Genomic DNA, 25,494 nt, shown 5'->3' on the forward strand with positions numbered 1-25,494 from the left:
AGGCGGGCGCTACGCTTGCCATATGTCCATTTGTTACGTCGACAGTCCGGTCGGCCGATTGGCCATCGAAGCGGATCACGACGCCGTGACCTCGGTGCGCTGGACTGCCACCGACGAGCGAGCCCGTAACACTTCGATGACGCCCGTCCTGAAGGAAGCGGTGCGCCAGCTCGAGCGCTATTTCGCGGGCAGGCTCAAGCGCTTCGACCTGCCGCTCGCCGCCCGCGGCACCGACTTCCAGAAGAGTGTCTGGAAAATGATGTGCGAAATCCCCTTCGGCGGCACCGCGACCTATGGCGGCATGGCGATGGCGCTGGGCTCCGGTCCGCGCGCCGTCGGCATGGCCTGCGGGCGCAATCCCATTCCCATCATCGTGCCCTGCCATCGCGTATTGGGAAGCGGCGGCAAGGAAGGCGGCTTCTCCGGCGGCCAGGGCCTGCCGACCAAGCGCCAGCTGCTGGCGCTGGAAGGCGTCGTGCTTCTGTAATCCAATCATCTCACCCTGAGCGCACTCATGGCTCCTCCCCATTCAAATGAGGAGGAAGCCCGAAACGATTGCGTCGGCCGGACGCCCCGGCTACGGAGGCGTCATGCGCGTGCTGATCACCCGGCCGGAACGCGAGGCGACCACGCTGGCGACGGCGCTGGCCGAGCGCGGCCATGTCCCCGTCATCGCGCCCCTGTTCCGTCTCGAGATTCTGCATCCGCCATCGGAATTCGCCCCGGATCTTTCCGAATGCCAGGCCGTGCTGGTGAGCAGCGCCAACGGCGCACGGGCGCTGGCCGAAGCCAGCGAACAGCGCGGCAAGCCCATCCTGGCGGTCGGCGACACCACCGCCTCGACCGCCGAAGGGTTGGGTTTCGTCTCGGTGACATCCGCCGCGGGTGACGGCCAGGCGCTGGCCGAACTCGCGCGAGCGCGTCTCGATCCCAAGGCCGGCCCCCTCCTGCATGTATCCGGCGTCGACATCGCGCAGGATTTTGCCGCCGCCCTCGCCCCGGACGGCTTCGAAGTGCGCCGCGTCGCGCTCTACGAGGCGCGCGAGGAGACCGCGTTGCCGGATTCCGCGCGAGCCGCGATCGAGGCGCGTGCGCTCGACGCCGCGATGTTCTTTTCGCCGCGCGCGTCTGCCCTGTTCGCCCGGCTGGTGCAGGAGGCCGGGCTCTCCGCCTCCCTGTCGAACGTCACCGCCATTGCCATCAGCCCTGCGGCGCTCCAGCCCTTGAGCGCCCTGCCATTCAAGGCGACGGTGGCGGCCGCGCGCCCCACCCGCCAGTCCGTGCTGGACGAGATCGACCGGCTGCCCGTAGCTGTGCCCCCGGCAACCGATGGGACGGCCGTAGAAGGACCGAGCATCATGAGCGACACACCTTCTTCTTCCGAGACGACCGCTCCACCCGTGGAGAGGTCCATGACGCCGCCCCCCGTTCAGGTCCGCCGCGGCCTCGGCGTGATCGGCGCCTTCATCACCGGCCTGGTCGCGTCCTGCCTGGTGCTGGCTGGCGCCCTGATCAGCCTGCCCTACTGGCCGGCCGAGATCCGCGCGCTGTGGCAGGGCCAGGGGGCGGCTTCGGTACCGCCGGCGCCGGCGCTCGACCTGCAGCAGGTCCGCCAGGATGCCGCCGCCGTCGCCAACGCCTCCGTGGAGGCCGCCAGGCGCGAACTCTCTGCGCGGCTCGACGACCTGGAGAAGCGCGTGCGTGCAGCCTCGGCCGCCGCGGCGGAGCGGCCGGGCAGCCCCGCCGGCAGCGGCCCCGATCCGGCGATCGCCGAACTGCGCAGCAAGATCGAAGCGCTGGAAGGCCGCGCGGCCGGTGCCGCGACACCGGCGCCTGCTCCCGCGCCGTCGGCCCCCAGCCCGGAGCAGGACAAGGAACTCGCCACCCTGCGACTCGAACTGGCCACGATGCGCAACACGGTGCAGACGATCGATCAGACGATCGCTGTCCAGCGCGACCAGACGAAGCTGCTGGCCGAGGCCGTCGACAAGGCGCGCGGCGAGGCAAGCGCCCGCAATGCCGGCGAACAGAAGGCGATGAGCGCCGCGCGGGCCTCCGCCCTCATCGGCATCGCGGCGCGGCTGAGCGCGGCGGTCGAATCCGGCCTTCCCTTCGCGACGGATCTCGCGCTTTTGACGCCGCTTGCCCAGGGCGACGCCAAGCTGACCGAGAGCGCCAACGTGCTGCAGGCCTATGCCCCGAACGGCGTCGCCTCGCGTTCCGCCCTGGTGGCGGAGTTCCCGGCCGTCGCCAAGGCGGCCCTGGCCGACGATCTCGCCGACGATTCGTTCGGCGAGCGGCTGCTCGGCAAGGTGCGGGCGCTGGTCTCCCTGCGCCGCGTCGGCAACGACGTCGAGGGCGACGGCACCGAGGCCAAGCTCGCGCGCGCCGAAGCCGCCCTCGAGGCCGGTGACCTTGCCAAGGCGGTCGCGCTGGTGAAGACGCTGCCGCCGCAAACGTCGCGGGCCACCGCCGGCTGGCTGTCGCGCGCCGAAGCAAATCTCGCGGCCAAGCAGGCGGCCGACCAGATCTCCGCACAGGCCGTCACCCTGCTCGGCTCGGCCCGGTAGGTCCTGCAATGACGATCCTGCGCACCATCATCTGGTTCGTGTTCGCCATCGTGGCGATGCTGGGCGCGGTGTGGCTGGCCGAACGGCCGGGCTCCGTCACCGCCGAGTTCCGCGGCTGGCGGCTCGATACCAGCGTCGGCGTGCTCCTGATCTCCGTGCTCGTGCTGATCCTGGTCAGTGTCGGCGGATGGCTTCTCTATCGCTGGATCGTCGGCGCCCCGGGCGCGCTGCTCGAAGGCTGGGGCGAGAGCCGTCGCCGTCGTGGCTATCGCGAGCTGACGCAGGGCCTCGCCGCCGTCGCCGCGGGCGATGGGGTGGAAGCCCAGAAGCATGCGCGCAAGGCCGAGCAACTCCTGTCGGAGCCGGCGCTCACGCTCCTTCTCTCGGCGCAGGCGGCGCAGCTCAACGGCGACCGCGACGGCGCGCGGCGCGCCTTCACCGCCATGCTGGAGGACGACCAGATGGCCTTCCTCGGCCTGCGCGGCCTGATCGGCCAGTCGCTGCGCGACGGCGACCAGTCCCAGGCCCTGTCCTATGCCGAACGCGCCTTCAGGCTGCGGCCGCAGACGCCATGGGTCGTGCATTCGCTGTTCGACATGCAGGCGCAGGTCGGCCAGTGGCGCGCCGCCCAGGAGACGCTGGAGACGGGCATCCGGCGCAAGGTCGTCACGGCCGACAAGGGCCGAACCCTGAAGGCCCTGCTGGAGGTCGAGCGCAGCCGCGAGGCCGAGCGCGAAGGCCGCCCGAGCGACGCGCTGGCGCTGGCCCGCGAGGCGTTCGGGCTCGCCCCGGAACGCATCGCCGTGACGCGGCGTCTCGCCGAGCTGCAGCTCAAGGCGGGCGATGCGAAGAAGGCGATGAAGACGATCGAACGCGGCTGGGCGCTGGCGCCGCATCCCGATCTTGCCTCGCTCTATCTCGAAGCCTCGGGTGAGACCGAGGCGCTGAAGCGGGTCGGCGTCATGCGCCGGCTGGCCCAGCAGAATCCCGGCGACATCGAGAGCCATCTGGCGCTCGCCCAGGCGTCGCTCGACGCCGGCCTGTGGGGCGAGGCGCGCCGACACCTGGACACGGCCGCCGGGACCAATCCGTCGACCCGCGTCTGCCGCCTCATGGCCGAGGTCGAGGAGCGTGAGCAGACCGGGCCCGACAAGGTGCGCGCCTGGCTCGCCCGCGCCGCCGACGCGCCGGCCGATCGCGCCTGGCGCTGCACCGCATGCGGCGCGCACCACGAGGCGTGGCGGCCGGTCTGCGAGAGCTGCGGCGCCTTCGGCACGCTGCAATGGCGCGCGCCCGGCACCTACGGACACATCCTGCCGCCCGAGACGACGCCGGGCGTTGCGCCACCGACATCCAACCTGCCGGTGCCGGTCCCGAACAACACGACAAGTTAAAAACAGGGGAAACGCCATGTTCGAGACGACGCTCGCGGGCAGCCTGCCCAAGCCGGCCTGGCTCGCCACACCCAACGTCCTGTGGGCACCGTGGACGCTGTCCGGAGAGCCGCTGTTCGAGGCCAAGGACGATGCGACCTTCCTCGCCATCCGCCGCCAGGAAGAGGCCGGCCTCGACATCGTGAGCGACGGCGAGCAGGCGCGGCAGCATTTCGTGCACGGCTTCCTGGCCGAGGTCGACGGCGTCGACTTCGACAAGAAGGTGCGCATGGGCATCCGCAACAACCGCTATGATGCCGATTGCCCGACCGTCACCTCGGCACTCAGGCGTCGCAAGTTCGTGCACGAGCGCGAGGCGCGCATCGCCCGCGCCGCCACCTCGCGCAAGCTCAAGTTCACCCTGCCCGGCCCGATGACGCTGATCGACACCTTGGCCGACGGCTATTACGGCGACCGGGTGAAGATGGCCTTCGCCTTCGCGGAGCTGCTGAACCAGGAAGCCAAGGACCTCGAAGCGCTCGGCGTCGACGTCGTCCAGTTCGACGAGCCCGCCTTCAACGTCTACCTCAAGGAGACGGTCGACTGGGGCGTGCCGGCGCTGGAGAAGGCGGCCGAGGGGCTGAAGTGCACCACCGCCGTTCACATCTGCTACGGCTACGGCATCGAAGCCAACAACAAGTGGAAGGAGACGCTGGGCGAGAGCTGGCGTCAGTACCAAGAGACCTTCCCCGCGCTCGACCGCAGCTCGATCCAGCAGGTCTCGCTGGAATGCCGCGACAGCCACGTGCCGCCGGAGCTCATGAAGCTCCTGAAGACCAAGACCGTGCTGGTGGGCGCCATCAACGTCGCCTCCGACAAGGTAGAGACCCCGGAGGAAGTCGCCGCGACCCTGAAGCTCGCGACCGAGTTCGTCGATCCCGAACGAATCCAGGCCTGTACCAACTGCGGCATGGCCCCGATGACCCTCGGCGTCGCCTACGGCAAGCTGCGCGCGCTTTCGGAGGGTGCGGCGCTGGCGCGGAAAGCGTTCGGCTAATCATCGGAGCGCGCAACTCCAGTTGCGCTCATGATCATGAAGGCGCCACTGGAGTGGCGCGCTCCCATGACGATCTATCCCGGTAACCGCTGGCGCAGCGCATAGAGGGCGTCGAGCGCTTCGCGCGGCGAGAGCTCGTCGGGATTGATCGCCGCGAGCGCCTTCTCGACTTCCGACTCCTTCGTCTTCGCCGTGCCGCTCGCGGGACGGGCGGGGGCAGCAGCGAAGAGAGGGAGATCGTCGGCGAGGCGCGTGACCGCGCTCGACTGCTCGCCCTTCTCCAGCACCGCCAGCACTTCCTCGGCGCGCGACACGACGGCGGCGGGTAGGCCCGCGAGTTGCGCCACGTGAATGCCGTAGGAGCGGTCGGCGGCGCCGGGCGCGACCTCGTGCAGGAACACGACCTCGTTCTGCCATTCCTTGACGCGCATTGTGTAGGGCGCCAGCGCGGACAGCCGCTCCTTCAGCGCGCCCAGCTCGTGGTAGTGGGTGGCGAACAGCGCCCGGCACTTGTTGACGTCGTGCAGATGCTCGAGCGTCGCCCAGGCGATCGACAGGCCGTCGAAGGTCGCGGTGCCGCGGCCGATCTCGTCGAGGATCACAAGGCTGCGCGCCGTCGCCTGGTTGAGGATCGCCGCGGTCTCGACCATCTCGACCATGAAGGTCGAGCGGCCGCGGGCGAGATCGTCGGCGGCGCCGACGCGGCTGAACAGCCGGTCGACGATGCCGATGGTGGCGGCCTTTGCCGGCACGAAGGCGCCCGCCTGGGCCATCACGGCGATCAGGGCGTTCTGGCGCAGGAAGGTCGATTTGCCGGCCATGTTGGGGCCGGTGAGCAGCCACAACCGGCGATCGGTGCCGAGGAAGCAGTCGTTGGGCACGAAGCCCGCGCCGTTCTGGCGCGCGAGTGCGGCCTCGACGACGGGGTGGCGGCCGCCCTCGATCGCGAAGGCCGGATCGTCGGTCAGCGTCGGCCGCACGTAGTTGCTGCTGGCCGCCAGCTCGGCCAGGGCCGAGGCGACGTCGAGCCACGCCAGCGCACGACCGGCCGCCGCGATCGATGCCGCCACCGCCATCACCTTGGCGACCAGCTCCTCGAACACGGCGAGTTCCAGGGCCAGCGCCTGGTCGGCGGCGCGGCCGATGCGGGTCTCGAGATCGGCCAGCTCCGCCGTGCTGAAGCGCGTGGCGTTCGACATCGATTGCCGCCGCGTGAAGCCCAGCGCCGCCAGGTCGAGCTTGTCGGCATGTGTCGCCGTCACCTCGATATGATAGCCGATCATGTTGTTGTGCCGGATCTTGAGCGACGGCACGCCGGTCGCGGTCCGGTACTTGGCTTCGAGGCCAGCGACGGTCTTGCGGCTGTCGTCGCGCAGGGTGCGCTGCTCGTCGAGTTCGGGCCGGTAGCCCTGACGCACGAAGCCGCCATCGCGCACCAGCAGCGGCGGCTCGTCGGCCAGCGCCTCGGCCAGGGCGTCCACGGTCGCGCCATGGTCCGAGCAACACATGACGATCTCGGCGAGCGGCGCCGGCGGCGGCAGCAGTGCCTCGGGCTCGGCGCGCAGCGACTGGGCCAGCGACTCCCCGGAGGCAAGACCGTCGCGCAGGGCAGCGAGATCGCGCGGCCCGCCGCGGCCGACCGACAGGCGCTGCAGGGCGCGCTCGATGTCGGGCGTGCGCCGCAGCGCCTCGCGCACCCGCTCGCGCACCGCCGGCCGCTCGACGAAGAGCTGCACCAGGTCGAGCCGGCGCTCGATCTCGGCGCGGTCGGTGAGCGGCGCCGCGATGCGCTCGGCGAGCAGGCGGGCGCCGGGGCCGGTCAGGGTACGGTCGATCGTGGCCAGCAGGCTGCCGTCACGGCGACCGTCGAGGCTCTTCACCAGCTCGAGATTGCGCCGCGTCGCCGGATCGATCTCCATCGTGCCGTCGGCGCGCTCGCGGCGCGGCGGCACCAGCGCCGGCCGCTTGCCGGCCTGGGTCAGCTCCACATAGTCGAGCAGCGCACCGCAGGCCGCGACCTCGGCCCGCGAGAAATCGCCGAAGCTCTCCAGCGCCGCGACGTTGAAGGCCTGCAGCAGGCGTTTGCGCGCATTGTCGCTGTCGAACCGTGCCGAGGGCAGCGGCGTCAGGACGGAATTCCACTCTTCCAGCGCGGCCTTGAGCGGTTCGCGCGCCAGCAGCCGGTCGGGCACCAGCAACTCGCCGGGCGCAAGCCGTGCCAGCGCGGCGGCCAGCTGGCCGGGCAGCAGCGGCTGCGTCGCGAAATCGGCCGTCGACAGGTCGAGCCAGGCCAGTGCCAGGTCGCCCTGCGCTTCGGAGAGGGCTGCGAGGTAATTATGGCTGCGCGCATCGAGCAGCGAATCCTCGGTCAGGGTACCGGGCGTGATGACCCGCACCACGGCGCGCTCGACCACCGATTTCGCGCCGCGCTTCTTGGCCTCGGCCGGATCCTCGACCTGCTCGCAGACCGCGACCTTGAAGCTCTGGCGGATCAGCCGCGACAGGTAGGCTTCGTGGCTGTGCACCGGTACGCCGCACATCTTGATGTCTTCGCCCAGGTGCTGGCCGCGCTTGGTGAGTGCGATGTCGAGCGCCGCCGAGGCCTTCACCGCGTCGTCGAAGAACAGCTCGTAGAAATCGCCCATCCGGTAGAAGACCAGATGGTCCGGATGCGCAGCCTTGATCGCCAGATACTGGCGCATCATCGGCGTGGCGTCGGCAGGGATGGTCGGACTGTCCGGCACGGGCACTTCCTTGGGGAGGGTTCGATCTAGCACACGCCGCCAGGCGATCCATGTGGACGACAGGTGGACGATATTTGGGCATGGATGTTGCGCTGCTGCAGCGCGGGATGGCTGTCTGGTCCTAGCGACGGATTATCGCCAATATGCATGCTCAACTGGGAGAGAAATTCAGATGGCGGGCAAGAGCTCGGAAGAAATGGTCAGCAACCAGATGGGCGATCTCGACGGCGATTCGCTGATCATGCATCGCTCGGGCCGGCCCGGCAAAATCGAGATCATCGCCAGCAAGCCACTGGTGACGCAGCGCGACCTGGCGCTGGCCTATTCGCCGGGCGTCGCGGCGCCCTGCCTCGCGATCGAGAAGGACCCCGCCACCGCCTACGACTACACGATCAAGGGCAACCTCGTGGCTGTGATCTCCAACGGCACCGCCGTGCTGGGCCTCGGCGACATCGGGGCGCTGGCCGGCAAGCCGGTGATGGAGGGCAAGGCCGTCCTGTTCAAGCGCTTCGCCGACGTCGACTGCATCGACCTGGAAGTCGACACCAAGGACGTCGACCAGTTCGTGAACTGCGTGCGCTATCTCGGGCCGACCTTCGGCGGCATCAACCTCGAGGACATCAAGGCGCCGGAGTGCTTCATCATCGAGCAGCGCCTGCGCGAGCTGATGAACATCCCGATCTTCCACGACGACCAGCATGGCACGGCGATCGTGTCGGCCGCCGGCCTGATCAACGCGCTGCACCTCACCGGGCGCGACATCAAGGACATCAAGATGGTGGTCAACGGCGCCGGCGCCGCGTCGATCGCCTGCATCGATCTCGTGAAGGCGATGGGCATGCCGCACGAGAACGCCATCCTCTGCGACACCAAGGGCGTCATCTACCAGGGCCGCACCGAGGGGATGAACCAGTGGAAGAGCGCCCATGCGGTGCGCACCAAGGCGCGCACCCTGGCGGAGGCGATGGAGGGCGCCGACGTGTTCTTCGGCCTGTCGGTCAAGGGCGCCGTCACCAAGGAAATGGTGAAGTCGATGGCCGCCAAGCCGATCATCTTCGCCATGGCCAACCCGGATCCGGAGATCACGCCGGAAGACGTGCGCGCCGCCCGCGGCGACGCGATCGTCGCCACCGGCCGCTCCGACTACGCGAACCAGATCAACAACGTTCTAGGCTTCCCCTACATCTTCCGTGGCGCGCTCGACGTGCGCGCCACGACGATCAACGAGGCGATGAAAGTCGCCGCCGCCGAGGCGCTGGCCAAGCTCGCCCGCGAGGATGTGCCCGACGAGGTCGACCGCGCCTATTCCGGTCGCCGTCTGCGCTACGGGCCGGAATACATCGTGCCGGTGCCGTTTGATCCGCGCCTGATCGTCGAGGTCTCCTCGGCCGTCGCCAAGGCGGCGATGGATTCCGGAGTCGCGCAGAAGCAGATCACCGACATGGCGGAGTACAAGCGCAGCCTGTCGGGCCGTCTCGATCCGACCAGCCACTTCCTGCAGAGCCTGTTCGAGCAGGTGAAGGCCAATCCGCAGCGCATCGTCTTCGCCGAGGGCGAGGAGGAGCGCACCATCCGCGCCGCCGTCATGTTCCGCGACAACGGCTACGGCACGCCGATCCTGATCGGCCGCGAGGAGCAGGTGCGCGAGACCATGAAGTCGCTCGGCATCACCGACGACACGGGCCTGGAAATCCACAATGCGCGGCTCTCGACCAAGAATGCGCCCTACACCGATCTCGTCTACCGCCGACTGCAGCGCGACGGCTACCTGCACCGCGACGTGCAGCGCATGGTGAACCAGGGCCGCAACGTGTTCGGCGCGTGCATGGTCGCGGCGGGCGACGCCGACGGCATGGTGACCGGCATCACGCGGCGCTTCCCCGAGTGCTATGCAGACGTGAAGCGCGTGATCAACATCGACCCGGGCAAGGTGCCGATGGGCTACTCCATCGTCGTGTCGCGGCAGGGAACCGTGTTCCTCGCCGACACCTCGATCAACGAGACGCCGACGCCCGAGCAGCTCGCCACCATCGCCAAGCAGATGGTGAAGAACGCCCGCATGATGGGCCACGAGCCCCGGGTCGCCTTCCTCTCCTTCTCGAACTTCGGCAGCCGCGAGATCGAGCGCATCGACCGTATCCGCAAGGCGATCCGCCTGCTCGACGCCGAGGAGGTCGACTTCGAGTATGACGGCGAGATGCAGGCCGACATGGCGCTCGACTACGAGCTGCTGAAGTCGACCTATCCGTTCACGCGCCTCACCGGCCCGGCCAACATCCTGGTCATGCCGGGCCTGCACTCCGCCCACATCTCCTCGCGCCTGATGCAGTCGCTGGGCGGCGTGACGGTGATCGGCCCGGTGATCGACGGTCTCTCCAAGCCCGTCCAGATCGTGCAGATGGGCGCGACCGTCAGCGATCTGGTCAACCACGCTGCGCTGGCTGCGTACGGAGCGCTCATCTCGCGGCGGTGATAAGATTCCGTCGTCTCGACCGGAGCCTCGCGCAGCGAGGCGTAGCGGAGAGACCTTCTCTCGACGATTAGCCGGCTATTTGTTGAGAGAAGGTCTCTCCGCTACGCGCCTGCGGCGCTCCGGTCGAGACGACGGATGTTTGGCTTGATGGAAGCGCTAAAGTGACTCTCGAAACCTGGTGGCTCTATCTCGGCGCCGTCGTGCTGATCTCCTGCACGCCGGGGCCGAACGTGCTCTACGTCACGACGCGCAGCATCCGGTTCGGACTGGGGCCGGCGTTCATCGGCGTGGCCGGCTGCCTCACCGCGCTGGTGCTGATGCTGACCGGCTCGGTCGCGGGCCTCAGTGCCGTGCTGCTGGCGCTGCCCGGCGCGTTCGACGTTCTCAAGATCGCGGGCGCGGCCTACCTCGTCTATCTCGGCATCCAGGTCTGGCGCGAGCCGGTCGCGGAGGAGGCGCCGCCACCCTCCGCCGGGGCGTCCGGCGCGACGCTCTACCGCGACGGCTTCCTGGTCGGCATCAGCAATCCCAAGCTGCTGGTCTTCGCCGCCGCGTTCTTCCCGCAGTTCATCGACCCTGCGCGCGCCTGGGGCCCGCAATTCGCGCTGATGGTCGCGACGTTCCTGGGCGTGGAACTGCTCTTCTATTCGATCTACGCCCTGACCGGCCGCAAGCTCGCGGACCGGCTGATGCACGGACTCTGGCGCCGCTGGCTCAATCGCGCGAGCGGCGCCGTCTTCATGGGCTTCGGCGTCGCCCTGCTGCGATTCAAACCCTGAGCCTGAAGCTCAGGTGACCTTCACCACCGTGAGCCGGTGCTGGCGACCGTCACGGGCGGTCCAGGAGATCGACTGGCCGACCGCGAGACCGATCAGCGCCGCGCCGACAGGGGTCATCACCGACAGTTTGTGCGCGTCGCTGTCCTCGTCCGCGGGATACACCAGCGTCTCGGTGAGTTCGTGCTGCTCGCCCTCGGTACCGGCGTCGGAGCGGAAGGTCACGGTCGAGCCCATGCGCACGACATCGGCGGGCACCTTGTCCTTGCTCACCACCTTGGCGCGATCCATCTCGGACAGCAGCTCCTCGGCCACTTCCGGCAGCCGCTCCAGCGAAGCGGTGGCCAGGTCGGTCAGGCGGTCACAGTCGGCGTCGCTGACGACGATGCTGGGGACGGAACGATTACGTGCAACGGCGGGCATCGCGGATGCTCCTGCATTGATGAAGACGAATTGAAGAGGATCGGTGATCGCACAAACGCGATCGTGCCCCGATGCCGGGACACAAGGGCCGGCTCGGGGATTACGCTTCCGCGATCGGATGGTTCCGTCGCGGCACGCGCGAATAGGGGCCCGAAAAGCTCATGGGAGAAGTTAAGCCCCTCCGCTGCCGACGTTCAAGCTGCTTTGCGTGCACGCTTCGCGAGGTAGACCTGCAGGTGCGCGTAGGCGAGCCGCAGGTTGGGCGTCGCGATGCCGGCCTTCTTCGCCCGCGCGATCATGTCGCCCACGATATGGTCGGCCTCGACCATCCCGCCCTTTTCGAGATCGTGCAGCATCGAGGCGGTGAACTTCGAGCCCTTCACCGTCAGGAAAGAGCGGATGGTCTTCAGGCCCTTCTCCCCCGGATCGTGGCCGGCGGCGGCTGCGACCTGGCGCGCTTCCTCGACCGTCTCCAGCACGATCGCCAGGCCCTCGTCGGCTTCGAGCACGTCGCCGGAGGAGCCGCGCATCAGGCAGCAGGTCGCCGCCAGGGTGCACAGCATGATCCACTTGTCCCACAGATCCTGGACGATGTTGGCGTTCAACCCGCCATCGATACCGGATGCCTTGATGGCGGCATCGAGATCGTTCAACACCTTGCGCGCCGGCTTTCCATCACGCTCGCCGAAGGAGATGACCGCGAACGGGCTGGTATGCAGGATATGGCCCTGCCCGTTCATGGCGACGCCGACGCGCGCGAGACCGCCGACGACCTTCTCGGCGCCGAACCGGGCGTCGAGCGCCTCAAGATGGCGCATGCCGTTCAGCAACGGCACGATCGTGGTGTTGGCGCCGACCCCCGGGGCAATGGCGTCCATCGCCGAGTCGAGGTCATAGGCCTTGCAGGTGAGCAGGATGACGTCGTAGGGGCCGCCCTCGCCGCCGTTCGTGACCGTCTTCACCTTCTGGGTGATGTCGCCCTTGGTGCTCTTGATCACCAGCCCGTCGCGCTGCAGCGCTTCGTTCCGCTTCTCACGCACAATAAAGGTCACGTCCGCACCGCTCTGGTGCAGGCGTCCGCCGACGAGTCCACCGATTGCGCCGGCGCCAAGGATCAGGATCTTCATGTCGGCTCCTACTTCAGTCCGCCACGCGCGCGGCGGGCTTCGTATGTCTGGAGATGCGCATAGGCGTAGCGCAGGTTCGGTGCGGCGATGCCGTGCTTGCGCGCACGCGCCAGCATGTCGCCGACGATCTGCTTGCCCTCGGCCGCGCCGCCCTTCTCCATGTCGCCCAGGATCGAGGCCACGGCCTTGGAGCCCTTGGCCGTCAGCATGCCCTTCAGGTTGGCCACGACCTTGTCGCTGGGCGGCTGGCCCTCGGCCACCGCAACCTTGCGGCTCTCTTCCAGCGTCTCGGCCACGATCGCCGCGCCGTCCTCGCTCTCCATGATGTCGCCGATCGTGCCACGCATCGAGGCGCACATGCCCGCGATCGTCGACAGCATGATCCACTTGTCCCAGAGATCCTGGTTGATGTTGTCGTTCAGGCCGCCGTCGATGCCAGCCTTCTTGCAGGCCGCGTCGAGCTCGACCAGTGCCTTGCGCGCGGGCTTGCCATCGCGCTCGCCGAACGACACGCCCGAGGCGCCGCTGTGCAGGATCTCACCGTTGGGGCCCAGCATGCCGGAGATGCGGGCCAGCCCGCCGGCCACGCGCGCGGCGCCGAACTTGCCGTCGAGCGACGCGAAATGGGCATGGCCGTTCAGCATCGGCACGATGACCGTGTCCGGTCCGACCGCCGGCGCGATGGACTCCATGGCCGAGTCGAGGTCGTAGGCCTTGCACGCCAGCACGATCACGTCGTACGGCCCACCCTCGGCACCATTTGTGACGACCTTGACCGGCACGACGGCGTCGCCCTTCGGGCTCTTCACGACGAGCCCTTCCTGGCGCACCTTCTCGGCGCGCTTCTCGCGCAGCAGGAAGGTGGTGTCGATGCCGGCCTGGGTGAGGCGCGCACCCCAATAGCCGCCGACCGCGCCGGCGCCGAGAATCAGGATCTTCACTTCTGGATGTTCCTTTCGGTCAGCCAGTCGTCGAGCCAGGTGGCGAGGTCGTCGGTCTGGTGATGGATGTGGCTGAGGTCGGTGTCGGCCGCGCGCTTCACGCTCTCGTCGGTGCGAATCCACACCGTGCGCATGCCGATGTCGGCGGCGGGCTTCAGGTTGACGGAGATGTCGTCGGCGAAGGCGGCGCGCGTCGGGTCGACGCCATGCTTCTTCACCAGCGACTCGTAGATCTGCGGATGGGGCTTGGGCCAGTATTCGCCCGCGGCGATGTCGAAGATCGCCTCGAAATGATGCGACACGCCCAGCCGCTCCATCACGCGCTCGGCGTGCGGCACGTCGCCGGCGGTGAAGATGATCTTTCGGCCCGGCAGCGCGCGCAGCGAGGCTTCGAGCGCGGGATTGGCCTCGACCGGCGAGTAGTCGATGTCGTGGACGTAATCGAGATAGTGCGTGGGGTCGACGCCGTGCAGGGTCATCATCCCGCGCATCGAGGTGCCGTGGTCGCGCCAATACTGCTTCTGCACGACCCGCGCCTCTTCCGGCGTGACCTTCAGCCAGTCGGCGATGTAGCGCCCGATGCGCACGTCGATCTGGGCGAACAGGTTGCAGCGCGCCGGATAGAGCGTGTTGTCGAGGTCGAACAGCCACACGTCCGGATCGTGCGCGGGGGGATCGTATTTGCGTGCCATTGGACGCTTGGATTACCGGCCGGCCGTGCGCTTGTCGAGCCGGCGGACTATAAGGAAAGGCAATGGATATCCTGTCGATCGCCCTCCTCGCCGCCGTCATTCTGCTGGTCGTCGTCCTGGTCGCCGTGCTGATGCGCCAGGGTGGCGGCAGCCGCGAGGCCGAGCAGCGGATGCAGCAGCAGCTTGCCCTGGCGCTGAGCCAGCAGGCCGAGACCGTGCAGCGGGTCGAGAAGTCGCTGCGCGAGCAGGAGCAGGCGCTGGGCAAGGTCGTCGCCGAGCGGCTCGACCGCACGGAGAAGGCGACGGGCCAGATCGTCACCGATCTGCGCGAGCGGCTGGTCCGCATCGACGAGGCGCAGAAGAAAATCGGCGAACTGTCGACCCAGGTCGTGAGCCTGCAGGAGGTCCTGTCCAACAAGCAGGCGCGCGGCGCCTTCGGCGAGGTTCAGCTCAACGACCTGGTCCAGAGCGCGCTGCCGCCCTCGGCCTACGATTTCCAGGTGACGCTCTCGACCGGCGTGCGCGCCGACTGCCTGCTGAAGCTGCCCAACCCGCCGGGCTCGATCGCCATCGACGCCAAGTTCCCGCTGGAAAGCTACAGCCTGCTGCGGGCGGTTCCCGCGGGCGACGCCGCGGCGCTGCTGGCGGCGCAGCGCGGCTTCCAGCAGGCGATCCGCAAGCACATTGCCGACATCCGCAGCAAATACATCGTGCCCGGCGAGACCGCCGAATCGGCGCTGATGTTCCTGCCCTCGGAAGCGGTCTACGGCGAGCTGCACGCCAATTTCACAGGCCTCGTGGAGGAATCCTACAAGGCGCGGGTGTGGATCGTGTCGCCCACGACCATGATGGCCACGCTGAACACGGTGCGCGCGGTGCTCAAGGACGTGCGCATGCGTGAGGAGGCCGGCAAAATCCAGAAGGATGTCGGCTTGCTGCTGAGTGATGTGAAACGGCTCGATGATCGGGTCGACAATCTCAAGAAGCATTTCGCGCAGACCGAGAAAGATCTGCGCGACATCGACATCTCGACGACTTCAATCACCCGCCGCGGCGAACGCATCCTCGCCGTCGACCTGGGCGAGGAACCGGCGGCGTTGCCGCCGAAGGTTTGAAGCAGCAAAACTCCCGTCGTCTCGACCGGAGCGCGCAGCGCGGAGTGGAGAGACCTGCTCTCTACGATTAGCCGGCTTTAAGTGGAGAAAAGATCTCTCCACTCCGCCCCTTCGGGGCTCCGGTCGAGATGACGGCTTTCTTTGTCGGCCTGGCCGACCTCAGCCCCACGGACCGCGGCGCGGGGCCTCGGGCGCCGGGTTGCCCCAGGGGCCGCGGCGGGGCGCCGACGAGGGCTGCGGGCGCGGCTGGGCGTAGGCCTGACCGCCCATCGCCTGCAGGCGCGCGATGCGCTCCTCCATCGGCGGGTGGGTCGAGAACAGGCTCGACATGCCGCCGGCCAGGGCGAGCGGGTTGGCGATGTACATGTGGGCGGTCGCCGGATTGCGCTCGGCCGCCTCGTTGTGGATCTGCTGCGTGCCGGCATGCAGCTTGGCCAGCGCCGAGGCGAGCCACTGCGGCTGGCCGCAGATTTCCGCACCCATGCGGTCGGCCTCGTATTCGCGGCCGCGGCTGATCGCCATCTGCACCAGCATGGCGGCCATCGGCGCCAGGATCATCGCGGCGATGGCGACGATCGGATTGACCAGCGGCCGGCCCTCGGAATCGCGGCCGCCACCCATCAGGCCGCCGAAGCTCGCCAGCATGCCGATGGCGCCCGACAGGGTCGCGGCCACGGTCATGATCAGCGTGTCGCGGTGGCGGACATGGGCCAGCTCGTGCGCCATGACGCCGGCCACTTCCTCGCGGCTGAGGTAGCGCAGCAGGCCGGTGGTCGCGGCGACGGCGGCATGCTCGGGATCGCGGCCGGTCGCGAAGGCGTTGGGCTGCTCCTCGTCGATCAGATAGACGCGCGGCATCGGCAGGCCGGCGCGCTGCACCAGCTCGTGGACGATGTTGAACAGCTCGGGCGCATTCTCGGGTCCGACTTCCTGGGCATTGGCCATGCGCAGGACCATCTGGTCGCTGTTCCAGTAGGCGAAGAGGTTCATGCCCAGCGCGGCGACGAGGGCAACGACGAGGCCGGTCTGGCCTCCCAGCAGGTAACCCGCCACGAGGACGAAGCCCGTCAGCGCGGCGAGCAGGAGGGCGGTCTTGAAGTAATTCATGCCGGGTAAGTTGGTCTGCAAAAGTGGCGAATCAAGGTAGGGACAGGCATCATGCGGCCATGACCGACACCAGCAAACCCACCCCGCCGGAGCCGCCCAAGGCCGAGCCGGCAACGCCCCCCACACCCGAGAAGCCCAAGAAGGTCGAGGAGATCGGCGGCCCGCCCGGCCCCGAGCCCACCCGCTACGGCGACTGGCAGTTCAACGGGAAAGTGACGGACTTTTAAGATGAGTACCGACATCTTCCACCCCAGCTTCAAGGCGCAGCCCTGGTGGTGGGAGGCGTGGACGCCCAACAACGCGCTGAGCGTCGATCCGCCCGCGAAGACCGACGTGGTGATCGTGGGGGCGGGCTACGGCGGCCTGTCGACGGCGCTGGAGCTGCGGCGTAACGGCATCGACTGCGTGGTGCTGGAGCGCGGCGTGTTTGGCATCGGCGCCTCGACCCGCAACGGCGGCATGCTCTCGGGCGGCACCAACATCGCCAAGGGGCTGGGCGGCAAGAACCCGAAGGTCGAGGCCGAGTTCGAGGCCAACAAGGCGGCGTTCCTGGGCAGCGGCGCGGATTCGCTGCAGACCCTGATCGACATCATCCATCGCGAGAAGATCGACTGCGGCCTGATCATCAACGGCCGCTTCACCGGCGCCTGGACGCCCAAGCACTACGACGACCAGGCGCGCAAGGTCGAGATGTTCAACAAGTACGCCAATGTCGGCGCCGAGATGATCCCGCGCGAGCGGGTGCGCGAGATGATGGCGTCCGACTATTACTATGGCGGCATGTACGTCCGGAGCGGCGGCAACCTCCATCCGGCGCGCTACTACAAGGGCCTGCTCGAAGCCGCGCACGCCCAGGGCGCCGTCCTGTGCGGCGAGGTCGAGGCCGAGCGCATCGAGAAGACGAAGGACGCGAAGACGGGGAGCGGCTGGCGCGTGCTGACCGCCAAGGGCCCGATCGCCTGCCGGGAAGTCGTCATCGCGACCAACGGCTATACGGGCGACCTGACGCCGAAGCTGAAAATGCGCGTCGTGCCGGTGGCCAGCCACATCATCGCCACCGAAGAGCTGCCGATGCCGGCGACGGATCTCATCCCGATGCAGCGCTCGATCGGCGACACCAAGCGCGTGCTGACCTATTACCGGCCCTCGCCCGACGCCCGGCACATGATCTTCGGCGGCCGCGCCCGCTTCACCGCCGCGCCGCCGGAGGTGAGCGCCCCGATCCTGTACCAGTACATGATCGACCGCTTCCCGCAGCTGAAGGGCATCCGCATCACGCATGTCTGGACGGGCAACGTGGCCTTCGCGCTCGATTCCATGTCGCACATGGGCCAGGACGACGGCATGCACTACCTGCTCGCTTGCAACGGCAGCGGCGTCGCGATGATGACCTACCTCGGCACCCAGACGGCGAAGAAGATCGCCGGCGGCTCCAACGCCCCGGTCAATGCCTTCGACGGCCGCGACTTCCCGGAGCATCCGCTCTACAACGGCGATCCCTCACTCTATCTCCCGCTGATCGGCGCGCTCTACCGCACGCAGGACTGGTTGGATCGCAAGCTGGCCGGTTAGCGACTCATTGGAGCGCGCCACTCCAGTGGCGCTCATGCGCCGTCGCCAAAGCAGGATATGAGCGCCACTGGAGTGGCGCGCTCCCATGAGATTGAGTCCGATATGACCAGCGCTTCGTCAGACACCCTCCCCGTCTCCCTCGCCGACGTGCGCGCCGCGGCAATGCGCATCGCGGGCGCCGTCGTGCACACGCCCTGCCTGCGCAGCGAGACGCTGTCGCGCATCGCCAAAGCCGACGTCTGGGTGAAATTCGAGAACCTGCAGTTCACCGCTTCCTTCAAGGAGCGCGGCGCGCTGAACACGCTGCTGCAGCTCACCGACGAGGAACGGCGCCGCGGCGTCATCGCCATGTCGGCCGGCAATCACGCGCAGGGCGTCGCCTATCATGCGGGCCGCCTCGGTATTCCCGCCACCATCGTCATGCCGTCCTTCACGCCCAACACCAAGGTGAAGCACACGCGCGGCCACGGCGCCCGGGTCATCCTGATCGGCGACACGCTGGCGGAAGCGGCCGCCGAGGCGCACCGCCTCGCGGACGCGGAGAAACTGGTCTTCGTGCACCCCTACGACGATCCGCGCATCATCGCGGGCCAGGGCACGATCGCGCTCGAGATGCTGGCCGACGCGCCCGAACTCGATACCCTCGTCGTGCCGGTCGGCGGCGGCGGCATGCTGGCGGGCTGCGCGGTCGCCGCACGCGGTCTCAAGCCCGGCATGACGGTGATCGGCGTCGAGACGGCCGGCTACTCGGCCATGCGCCAGCTCCTGGCCGGCGAGCCCGTGACGGTGGGCGGCGACACGATCGCCGAGGGCATCGCCGTGCGCGACATCGGCCGGACGCCGCTCGCCATCGCGCGCGCCCTGGTCGACCGCGTGCTGACGGTCGACGAGGTGGCAATCGAGCGTGCCATCGCGCTGTTCCTCGAAGTCGAGAAGACCGTGGCCGAGGGCGCGGGCGCCGCCGGCCTGGCGGCCCTGCTGGCCCATCCGGAGGTCTTCGCCGGCCGCAAGGTCGGTCTGGTCCTGTGTGGCGGCAACATCGACACCCGCCTGCTCGCCTCGGTCCTGCTGCGCGGCCTGGTCCGCGACGGCCGCATCGTGCGCCTGCGCCTGATGATCCCGGACCTGCCCGGCCAGCTCGCCCGGGTCGCCGGCCTGATCGGCGGCGCCGGCGGCAACATCGTGGAAGTGCAGCACCAGCGCCTGTTCGGCAGCGTGGTCGCCAAATCCACCGAACTCGACGTGACGCTCGAAACCCGCGACCGCGACCATGCCCGCGAGCTGGTCGCGGCGCTGCAGGCCGAGGGTTTCAAGGTCCGCGTCCTGGAGGGCGCGGACGCGTAGCGTTATTTCGGCGCCAGGACGACCGAGCCCGCCACGGCATCCGTGACCCCGAGACCGTTGCCAAGGTCTTCGAGCGTATCGCGGAAGGAATTGAGGGTCGCGATCATGGCGGGCCGCGCGGTGACGCAGGACTCCATGTCAGGCCACTCGGCGATCAGGCAGTAGGAACGATCACCGGTCTTGATGATGTTTGCCTGCACCAGGCCCGGCCAAGCTTGAGCGATGCTCTTGTGGGCGTCCAGGAACTCCTGGTCGCGGCCAGGCTTCACCCGGAACCGTACCGCATTGAATGCAGCCATTGCCCCTCCCTTTTCGTCCTGCAAACAATACGCGCGCAATGTGCGCATTCGCAATCCGGGAGTGCACATTTGAGACTGTCGCCTCGGCCTGCAGGGTCATCCAGGGCCGGCAAAAAAGCCCAAATGACACAGGACAGGACGTAGCGGGATCGGTCTGCGCGCCCTAAAAGACCGCCCATGTCCGCCTCGACCCAGTACGTCCCCTCGCCCACGCCCGATCTGGCCCGCATCCAGCGCGCGTTGATCTCCGTTTCCGACAAGGAGGGCCTGGTCGAGCTGGGCAAGGCGCTGGCGGCGCACGGGGTGGAAATCCTCTCGACCGGCGGCTCGGCCAAGTCGCTGCGCGACGCCGGCCTGAAGGTGGTCGAGGTCAGCGACCATACCGGCTTCCCCGAGATCATGGACGGGCGGGTGAAGACGCTGCAGCCCTCGATCCATGGCGGCATCCTCGCCCGCCGCACCGATGCCGGCCACCAGAAGGCGATGAGCGATCACAGGATCGCGGGCATCGATCTGGTGGTGGTCAACCTCTACCCGTTCGAGGCCACCGTCGCGCGCGGCGCCGACTTCCCGACCTGCGTCGAGAACATCGACATCGGCGGCCCGGCGCTGATCCGCGCCTCGGCCAAGAACCACGACTTCGTAACCATCGTGGTCGACCCGAAGGACTATGCCTCGGTGCTGCAGGAGCTCGACACGCACAAGGGCGCCACGACCCTGGCGCTGCGCCGCAAGCTCGCGGCCAAGGCCTATGCCCGCACGGCGTCCTATGACTCGGCGATCGCCAACTGGTTCGCCCAACAGGAAGGCGAGACCTTCCCCGAACGGCTGACCCTGTCGGCGGAGCGCGTGCAGACGCTGCGCTACGGCGAGAACCCGCACCAGAAGGCCGCCTTCTACAGCGACGGCAGCAAGCGGCCGGGCGTCGCGACCGCACGCATGATCCAGGGCAAGGAGCTCTCCTACAACAATATCGGCGACACCGAATCAGCCTACGAGTGCGTCGCGGAGTTCGCCGAATCCGCCATCGTGGTCGTGAAGCACGCCAATCCCTGCGGCGTGGCGGTCGATCCCGACCAGTTTACGGCCTACCAGAAGGCCTATGCCTGCGATCCCGTCTCGATCTTCGGCGGCATCGTCGCGGTCAACCGCACGCTCGAAGCCAGGGTCGCTGCCGAGCTTGTAAAACTCTTCCTCGAAGTGGTGATCGCACCCGACGCGACGCCCGAGGCGCTGGCGATCCTCGCCACCCGCAAGAACGTGCGCGTGCTGCTGGCGGGTGCGTTGCCCGATCCCTCGACGGCCGGCATGACCCTGAAGAGCGTGGCCGGCGGCTATCTCTTCCAGACGCGCGACAACGGACATCTCCAGAAGAGCGACCTCAAGGTCGTGACCAAGCGCTCGCCGACGGCGAAGGAACTGGACGATCTCCTGTTTGCCTTCACCGTCTGCAAGCATGTGAAGTCGAACGCCATCGTCTATGCCAAGGACGGCGCCACGGTGGGCGTCGGCGCCGGCCAGATGAACCGCCGCGATTCTTCGCGCATCGCCGCCATTCGTGCTGCCGAGTCAGGCGAGGCCGCGGGCCTGAAGATCAGCCCGGCCGTCGGCAGCGTCGTGGCGTCGGACGCCTTCTTCCCCTTCGCCGACGGGCTTCTGGCTGCGGCCGAGGCTGGCGCCACCGCGATCATCCAGCCCGGTGGCTCGATGCGCGACAAGGAAGTGATCGACGCCGCCGACGAGAAGGGCCTCGCGATGGTCTTCACCGGGATGCGGCACTTCCGGCACTGAGTCCGAAGCGCCTCAATGGAGCGCGCCACTCCAGTGGCGCTCTTCCGTCCCTTGCGGCTGTTTCTTGAGCGCCACTGGAGTGGCGCGCTCCAATGACTATTTGACCTTGATCTGCTTGGCCGACGCCATCGCCTTGCGGCGCGCGTCCTTGACGGTGCGCCCCGTGGCGAGCGCGACAGCCATGCGGCGGTGGCCCTTCACCTCGGGCTTGCCGAAGATGCGCACCGACGTGCCGGGCGCAGCCAGCGCCTTGGCGATGCCGGTGTAGGTCGGGTCGCTGATATTGCCGTCGCCAAGCACGGGCACCGAGGCGCCGGGCTGGCAGGTGATCTCGGGGATCGGCAGGCCGAGGATGGCGCGCACATGCAGCTCCATCTCGCTCATGTTCTGCGAGACCATCGTCACCATGCCGGTGTCGTGTGGGCGCGGCGACAGTTCGGAGAACCAGACATTGTCGCCCTTCACGAACATCTCGACGCCGAACAGGCCGCGGCCCTTCGCGCCGCACAGTTCGTTCACGACCTTCTTGGCGATGTCGCGCGCCTTGCGCAGCGCCGTCTTCGACATGGCGTGCGGCTGCCAGCTCTCGCGATAGTCGCCGTCGACCTGGATATGGCCGATCGGCTCGCAGAAACCGAACCCGCCCTCGTGGCGGACGGTGAGCAGGGTGATCTCGTAGTCGAAGTCGATGGCGCCCTCGACGATCACCAGACCGGTGCTGGCGCGCGTCCCTTCCATCGCGGTCTTCCAGCTCTTCGCAACGTCGGCAGGCTTGCGCGCAACGCTCTGGCCGTGGCCGGAGGACGACATGGTGGGCTTGATGAAGCAGGGAAAGCCTACGGCTGCGGCTCCCGCCTGCAGCTCCTCGAGGCTGGCGGCGAAGCGATAGGGCGAGGTCGGCAGCTTGAGCTTCTCGGCCGCCAGCTTGCGGATGCCGCGGCGGTCCATGGTGAGTTGCGCGGCGCGCGCCGTCGGGATGACGGTCCAGCCCTCCTTCTCCAGCTCGACCAGCGTGTCGGTGGCGATGGCCTCGATCTCGGGAACGATGAAGTCGGGCTGCACCGTCTCGACGACATGGCGCATCGCCTCGCCATCGCGCATATCGAACTCATAGGCGCTGTTGGCAACCAGCATGGCCGGCGCATCGGCGTAGCGGTCGCAGGCGATGACTTCGATGCCGAAGCGCATCGCTTCGATGACGACTTCCTTGCCGAGCTCGCCCGAGCCCAGCATCATCAGCTTGATCGCAGACCGCTTGAGCGGCGTGCCGAATATCTTGAACTTCATCGGTGAATGATAGCAGGCGGATGAGGTGCGGAACGAACAGGTTGCGCGCCTGTTCGCAGGCATTGCCTGCAATTAACCCTACAGTCGTTGGTGAAACCCGTTGCCTGGAAGTGTGTCGGTTACTTCGGGGGCAATTGACACCGCGGGATGCGGCAACCACATGTCGACTTCGCGACGCAGAATTGTTCGCGGGGAGTCCAAGTGTCCGTACGTCGCCTGCTGGCCGTCGCCAGCCTCTGCTTCTGGGCCTTTTCGTCCGCCTCCTTCGCCCAGGGGGCACCGCCGGCCATGCCGGTCGGCGTGTCCGAGCCGATCGCCAAGCGCGTCACGCAGTGGGACGAATATTCCGGCCGCTTCGAAGCCGTCGCCTCCGTCGAGGTGCGGGCGCGCGTCTCGGGCTTCATCGACAAGATCAATTTCCGCGATGGCCAGATCGTCAAGGTCGGCGATCCGCTCTTCACCATCGACAAGCGTCCCTACGAGATCGCGGTCGAATCGGCCGAGGCCGAGGTTGCGCGCAACAAGGCCCAGGTCGATCTGGCGGAGCTGCAGGTCAACCGCGGCGCGTCCCTGATTGCCTCGCGCACCATCACGGAAGCTGAACAGGATTCGCGCAAGTCGACACTCGCGGTCGCGCGCGCCCAGCTCAAGTCGGCCGAGGCGGCGCTGCGCAACGCCCAGCTCAACCTCGAATGGACCGATGTGACGGCGCCGATTGCCGGCCGTATCTCGGACCGCAAGGTCGATGCCGGCAACCTGATCTCGGGCGGCCAGACCGGCGCCACCCTGCTCGCCACGATCGTGACGCTCGATCCCATCCGCTTCGTCTTCGACATCTCCGAGGCCGACCATCTCCGCTACAGCCGCCTGATCCTGTCGGGGGCGCTGGCCTCGTCGCGCGACGGCGCCAACCCCGTCCGCATCCGGCTCTCCGACGAGACCGACTGGAAGCGCACCGGCAAGGTCGACTTCGTCGACAACGCGATGACCGCGCGATCGGGCACGATCCGCGTGCGCGCCCTGGTCGACAACAAGGACCAGCTTCTGACACCCGGCATCTTCGGCCGCCTGCAGCTGTTCGGCGGTGAGTACGACGCGTTGCTGGTCCCCGACTCGGCCATCATCTCCGACCAGGCCCGCAAGATCGTGTTCGTCGTTGGCCCCGGAGACGTCGTGCAGGCCAAGCCGGTGACGCTCGGCACCCTGGTCGACGGGCTGCGGGTGATCCGCTCCGGTCTCACCCCCACCGACAAGGTGGTGCTCGACGGCCTCGCCAATCCCATGGTCCGGCCGGGCGCCAAGGTCGTGCCGCAGAAGGGCGAAATCGTCGCCAAGGCCAAGTAAGGGCCCCCCATGCGTTTTTCCCATTTCTTCATCGACCGGCCGATCTTCGCGTCGGTCCTCTCGGTCATCATCGTGATCGTGGGCTTCATCGCCCAGCGCGGCCTGCCCGTCGCCGAGTATCCCGAGATCGCGCCGCCGACCGTCAACATCACCGCGACCTATCCCGGCGCCTCCGCCGAGGTGATCGCCGAGACGGTGGCCACCCCGATCGAGCTGGAGGTCAACGGCGTCGACGACATGCTCTACATCGAGTCGCAGTCGACCGGTGACGGCCGCCTGTCGATCAACGTCGTGTTCAAGCCTGGCGTGAACATCGACCAGGCGCAGGTGCTGGTGCAGAACCGCGTCGCGGTCGCCCAGCCGCGACTGCCGGAAGACGTGCAGCGTCTCGGCATCGTGGTCCGCAAGGCCTCACCCGACCTGATGATGGTCGTGCACATGGTCTCGCCGGACGGCAGCCGCGACCAGCAGTACATCTCCAACTACGCCACGCTCTACGTGAAGGACGTGCTGACCCGCGTCGACGGTGTCGGCAACGTGCTGGTGTTCGGTGGCCGCGACTACTCGATGCGCATCTGGCTCGACCCGGCGCGGGTCGCCGCGCGCAACCTCACCGCCGGCGAGGTCGTGCTGGCGCTGCGGGCGGCCAACCTCCAGGTCGCGGCCGGCGCGGTCAACCAGGCGCCGGCGGTATCGCCGGGCGGGTTCACCCTGTCGGTGCGCACCCTGGGACGGCTGAGCTCGCCCGACCAGTTCGAGAACATCGTGATCCGCGCCGAGCCGGACGGATCGGTGACCCGCCTGCGCGACATCGCCCGCGTCGAGCTGGGCGCGCAGGACTACACGCTGAACGCCTATCTCAACAACAAGACGGCCACCGCCCTCGGTATCTTCCAGCGCCCCGGCTCCAACGCGCTCGCCACCTCGGACGCGATCATCGCCGAGATGGAGCGGCTGAAGAAGAGCTTCCCGTCCGGCCTCGACTACACGATCGTCTACAATCCCACGACCTTCATCCAGGCTTCCGTCGACGCCGTCATCACGACCCTCTTCGAGGCGGTGATCCTGGTCGTCGTCGTCGTGATCCTGTTCCTGCAGACCTGGCGCGCGGCGATCATCCCGATCCTCGCGATCCCGGTCTCGCTGATCGGGTCGTTCGCCGTGATGGCCGCGGTGGGCATCTCCTTCAACACCCTGTCGCTGTTCGGCCTGGTGCTGGCGATCGGCATCGTGGTCGACGACGCGATCGTGGTGGTCGAAAACGTCGAGCGCTACCTGACGCAGGGCATGTCGCCCAAGGAGGCCGCGCACAAGACGATGGACGAGGTCGGCGGTGCGCTGATCGCGATCTCGCTGGTGCTGATCGCGGTGTTCCTGCCGACCGCCTTCATCACCGGCCTGCAGGGCACCTTCTACAAGCAGTTCGCCATCACCATCGCCGCCTCGACCGCGATCTCGG

Annotated in this window: 21 protein-coding genes; 13 read left to right on the forward strand and 8 right to left on the reverse strand. The window is 68.0% G+C overall.

The features are described 5' to 3' along the window. Positions 1 to 22: 22 nt before the first annotated feature. From EPO41_RS12775 to EPO41_RS12790, 4 genes are all read left to right on the forward strand, one after another. Positions 23 to 487 carry a methylated-DNA--[protein]-cysteine S-methyltransferase gene (locus EPO41_RS12775; protein ID WP_296325589.1) on the forward strand — a complete coding sequence of 155 codons (465 nt, stop codon included), beginning with the start codon at positions 23 to 25 and terminating at the stop codon, positions 485 to 487. A 103-nt stretch (positions 488 to 590) separates the two neighbouring features. Further along, positions 591 to 2,570 carry a uroporphyrinogen-III synthase gene (locus EPO41_RS12780; protein WP_296325591.1) on the forward strand — a complete coding sequence of 660 codons (1,980 nt, stop codon included), beginning with the start codon at positions 591 to 593 and terminating at the stop codon, positions 2,568 to 2,570. 8 nt (positions 2,571 to 2,578) lie between these two features. Next, entirely contained in the window at positions 2,579 to 3,964 is a 1,386-nt protein-coding gene (locus EPO41_RS12785; RefSeq protein WP_296325593.1) for a heme biosynthesis HemY N-terminal domain-containing protein, read from the forward strand. Positions 3,965 to 3,980: 16 nt separating this feature from the next. Then, positions 3,981 to 5,000 carry a methionine synthase gene (locus EPO41_RS12790; protein ID WP_296325595.1) on the forward strand — a complete coding sequence of 340 codons (1,020 nt, stop codon included), beginning with the start codon at positions 3,981 to 3,983 and terminating at the stop codon, positions 4,998 to 5,000. Positions 5,001 to 5,074: 74 nt separating this feature from the next. Here the strand turns inward: EPO41_RS12790 and mutS are convergent, their stop codons facing one another. Further along, positions 5,075 to 7,744 carry a DNA mismatch repair protein MutS gene (gene mutS, locus EPO41_RS12795; RefSeq protein ID WP_296325597.1) on the reverse strand — a complete coding sequence of 890 codons (2,670 nt, stop codon included), beginning with the start codon at positions 7,742 to 7,744 and terminating at the stop codon, positions 5,075 to 5,077. 172 nt (positions 7,745 to 7,916) lie between these two features. Here mutS and EPO41_RS12800 point away from each other — a divergent pair, with 172 nt between their 5' ends. Beyond that, the gene (locus EPO41_RS12800) at positions 7,917 to 10,217 is read left to right on the forward strand and encodes an NADP-dependent malic enzyme (protein ID WP_296325599.1); all 2,301 of its coding nucleotides are present in this window, start codon (positions 7,917 to 7,919) and stop codon (positions 10,215 to 10,217) included. Between the two features lie 161 nt (positions 10,218 to 10,378). After that, entirely contained in the window at positions 10,379 to 10,996 is a 618-nt protein-coding gene (locus EPO41_RS12805; RefSeq protein ID WP_296325601.1) for a LysE family translocator, read from the forward strand. Between the two features lie 9 nt (positions 10,997 to 11,005). Here EPO41_RS12805 and rnk read toward each other — a convergent pair whose 3' ends face one another. The 4 genes from rnk to EPO41_RS12825 all read right to left on the reverse strand — a co-directional run bounded on the left by rnk (position 11,006) and on the right by EPO41_RS12825 (position 14,176). After that, positions 11,006 to 11,416: a nucleoside diphosphate kinase regulator gene (gene rnk / locus EPO41_RS12810; RefSeq protein WP_296325603.1), complete on the reverse strand. Its 411-nt coding sequence runs from the start codon at positions 11,414 to 11,416 to the stop codon at positions 11,006 to 11,008. A 194-nt stretch (positions 11,417 to 11,610) separates the two neighbouring features. Beyond that, positions 11,611 to 12,543 carry a ketopantoate reductase family protein gene (locus EPO41_RS12815; protein WP_296325605.1) on the reverse strand — a complete coding sequence of 311 codons (933 nt, stop codon included), beginning with the start codon at positions 12,541 to 12,543 and terminating at the stop codon, positions 11,611 to 11,613. A gap of 8 nt (positions 12,544 to 12,551) precedes the next feature. After that, positions 12,552 to 13,484: a ketopantoate reductase family protein gene (locus EPO41_RS12820; RefSeq protein ID WP_296325606.1), complete on the reverse strand. Its 933-nt coding sequence runs from the start codon at positions 13,482 to 13,484 to the stop codon at positions 12,552 to 12,554. Beyond that, positions 13,481 to 14,176, reverse strand: coding sequence for a pyrimidine 5'-nucleotidase (locus tag EPO41_RS12825; RefSeq protein WP_296325608.1), 696 nt, complete (start codon positions 14,174 to 14,176; stop codon positions 13,481 to 13,483). Before EPO41_RS12825 ends, EPO41_RS12820 begins: the two co-directional genes overlap by 4 nt. A gap of 62 nt (positions 14,177 to 14,238) precedes the next feature. On the opposite strand from EPO41_RS12825, the gene rmuC reads away from it, so the two are divergent. Next, a complete protein-coding gene (rmuC, locus tag EPO41_RS12830; protein WP_296325610.1) occupies positions 14,239 to 15,291 on the forward strand; it encodes a DNA recombination protein RmuC in 1,053 nt (350 codons plus the stop codon). A gap of 159 nt (positions 15,292 to 15,450) precedes the next feature. Here rmuC and htpX read toward each other — a convergent pair whose 3' ends face one another. Continuing rightward, positions 15,451 to 16,398 carry a zinc metalloprotease HtpX gene (gene htpX / locus EPO41_RS12835; RefSeq protein ID WP_296325612.1) on the reverse strand — a complete coding sequence of 316 codons (948 nt, stop codon included), beginning with the start codon at positions 16,396 to 16,398 and terminating at the stop codon, positions 15,451 to 15,453. Between the two features lie 59 nt (positions 16,399 to 16,457). Here htpX and EPO41_RS12840 point away from each other — a divergent pair, with 59 nt between their 5' ends. The 3 genes from EPO41_RS12840 (at position 16,458) to EPO41_RS12850 (ending at position 19,314) form a co-directional block, all read left to right on the forward strand. Next, positions 16,458 to 16,625 carry a DUF1674 domain-containing protein gene (locus EPO41_RS12840; protein ID WP_296325614.1) on the forward strand — a complete coding sequence of 56 codons (168 nt, stop codon included), beginning with the start codon at positions 16,458 to 16,460 and terminating at the stop codon, positions 16,623 to 16,625. 1 nt (position 16,626) lies between these two features. Continuing rightward, complete coding sequence (locus EPO41_RS12845) at positions 16,627 to 17,970, forward strand: FAD-binding oxidoreductase (protein WP_296325616.1); 1,344 nt, start codon at positions 16,627 to 16,629, stop codon at positions 17,968 to 17,970. 102 nt (positions 17,971 to 18,072) lie between these two features. Beyond that, complete coding sequence (locus tag EPO41_RS12850; RefSeq protein WP_296325618.1) at positions 18,073 to 19,314, forward strand: threonine ammonia-lyase; 1,242 nt, start codon at positions 18,073 to 18,075, stop codon at positions 19,312 to 19,314. A 2-nt stretch (positions 19,315 to 19,316) separates the two neighbouring features. On the opposite strand, the gene EPO41_RS12855 is transcribed toward EPO41_RS12850, so the two are convergent. Beyond that, complete coding sequence (locus EPO41_RS12855) at positions 19,317 to 19,613, reverse strand: DUF718 domain-containing protein (RefSeq protein WP_296325621.1); 297 nt, start codon at positions 19,611 to 19,613, stop codon at positions 19,317 to 19,319. 177 nt (positions 19,614 to 19,790) lie between these two features. On the opposite strand from EPO41_RS12855, the gene purH reads away from it, so the two are divergent. Then, on the forward strand, positions 19,791 to 21,404 hold the full coding sequence (gene purH, locus EPO41_RS12860; protein ID WP_296325623.1) for a bifunctional phosphoribosylaminoimidazolecarboxamide formyltransferase/IMP cyclohydrolase: 1,614 nt from the start codon (positions 19,791 to 19,793) through the stop codon (positions 21,402 to 21,404). Between the two features lie 96 nt (positions 21,405 to 21,500). On the opposite strand, the gene purT is transcribed toward purH, so the two are convergent. Beyond that, entirely contained in the window at positions 21,501 to 22,691 is a 1,191-nt protein-coding gene (purT, locus tag EPO41_RS12865; protein ID WP_296325626.1) for a formate-dependent phosphoribosylglycinamide formyltransferase, read from the reverse strand. Between the two features lie 201 nt (positions 22,692 to 22,892). Between purT and EPO41_RS12870 the strand changes: the two genes are divergently transcribed. Beyond that, complete coding sequence (locus tag EPO41_RS12870) at positions 22,893 to 24,035, forward strand: efflux RND transporter periplasmic adaptor subunit (protein ID WP_296325628.1); 1,143 nt, start codon at positions 22,893 to 22,895, stop codon at positions 24,033 to 24,035. Positions 24,036 to 24,044: 9 nt separating this feature from the next. Next, on the forward strand, positions 24,045 to 25,494 hold a 1,450-nt coding region (locus EPO41_RS12875; protein WP_296325630.1), incomplete at its 3' end, for an efflux RND transporter permease subunit.

Source organism: Reyranella sp., assembly GCF_004297265.1.
Taxonomy (GTDB): domain Bacteria; phylum Pseudomonadota; class Alphaproteobacteria; order Reyranellales; family Reyranellaceae; genus Reyranella.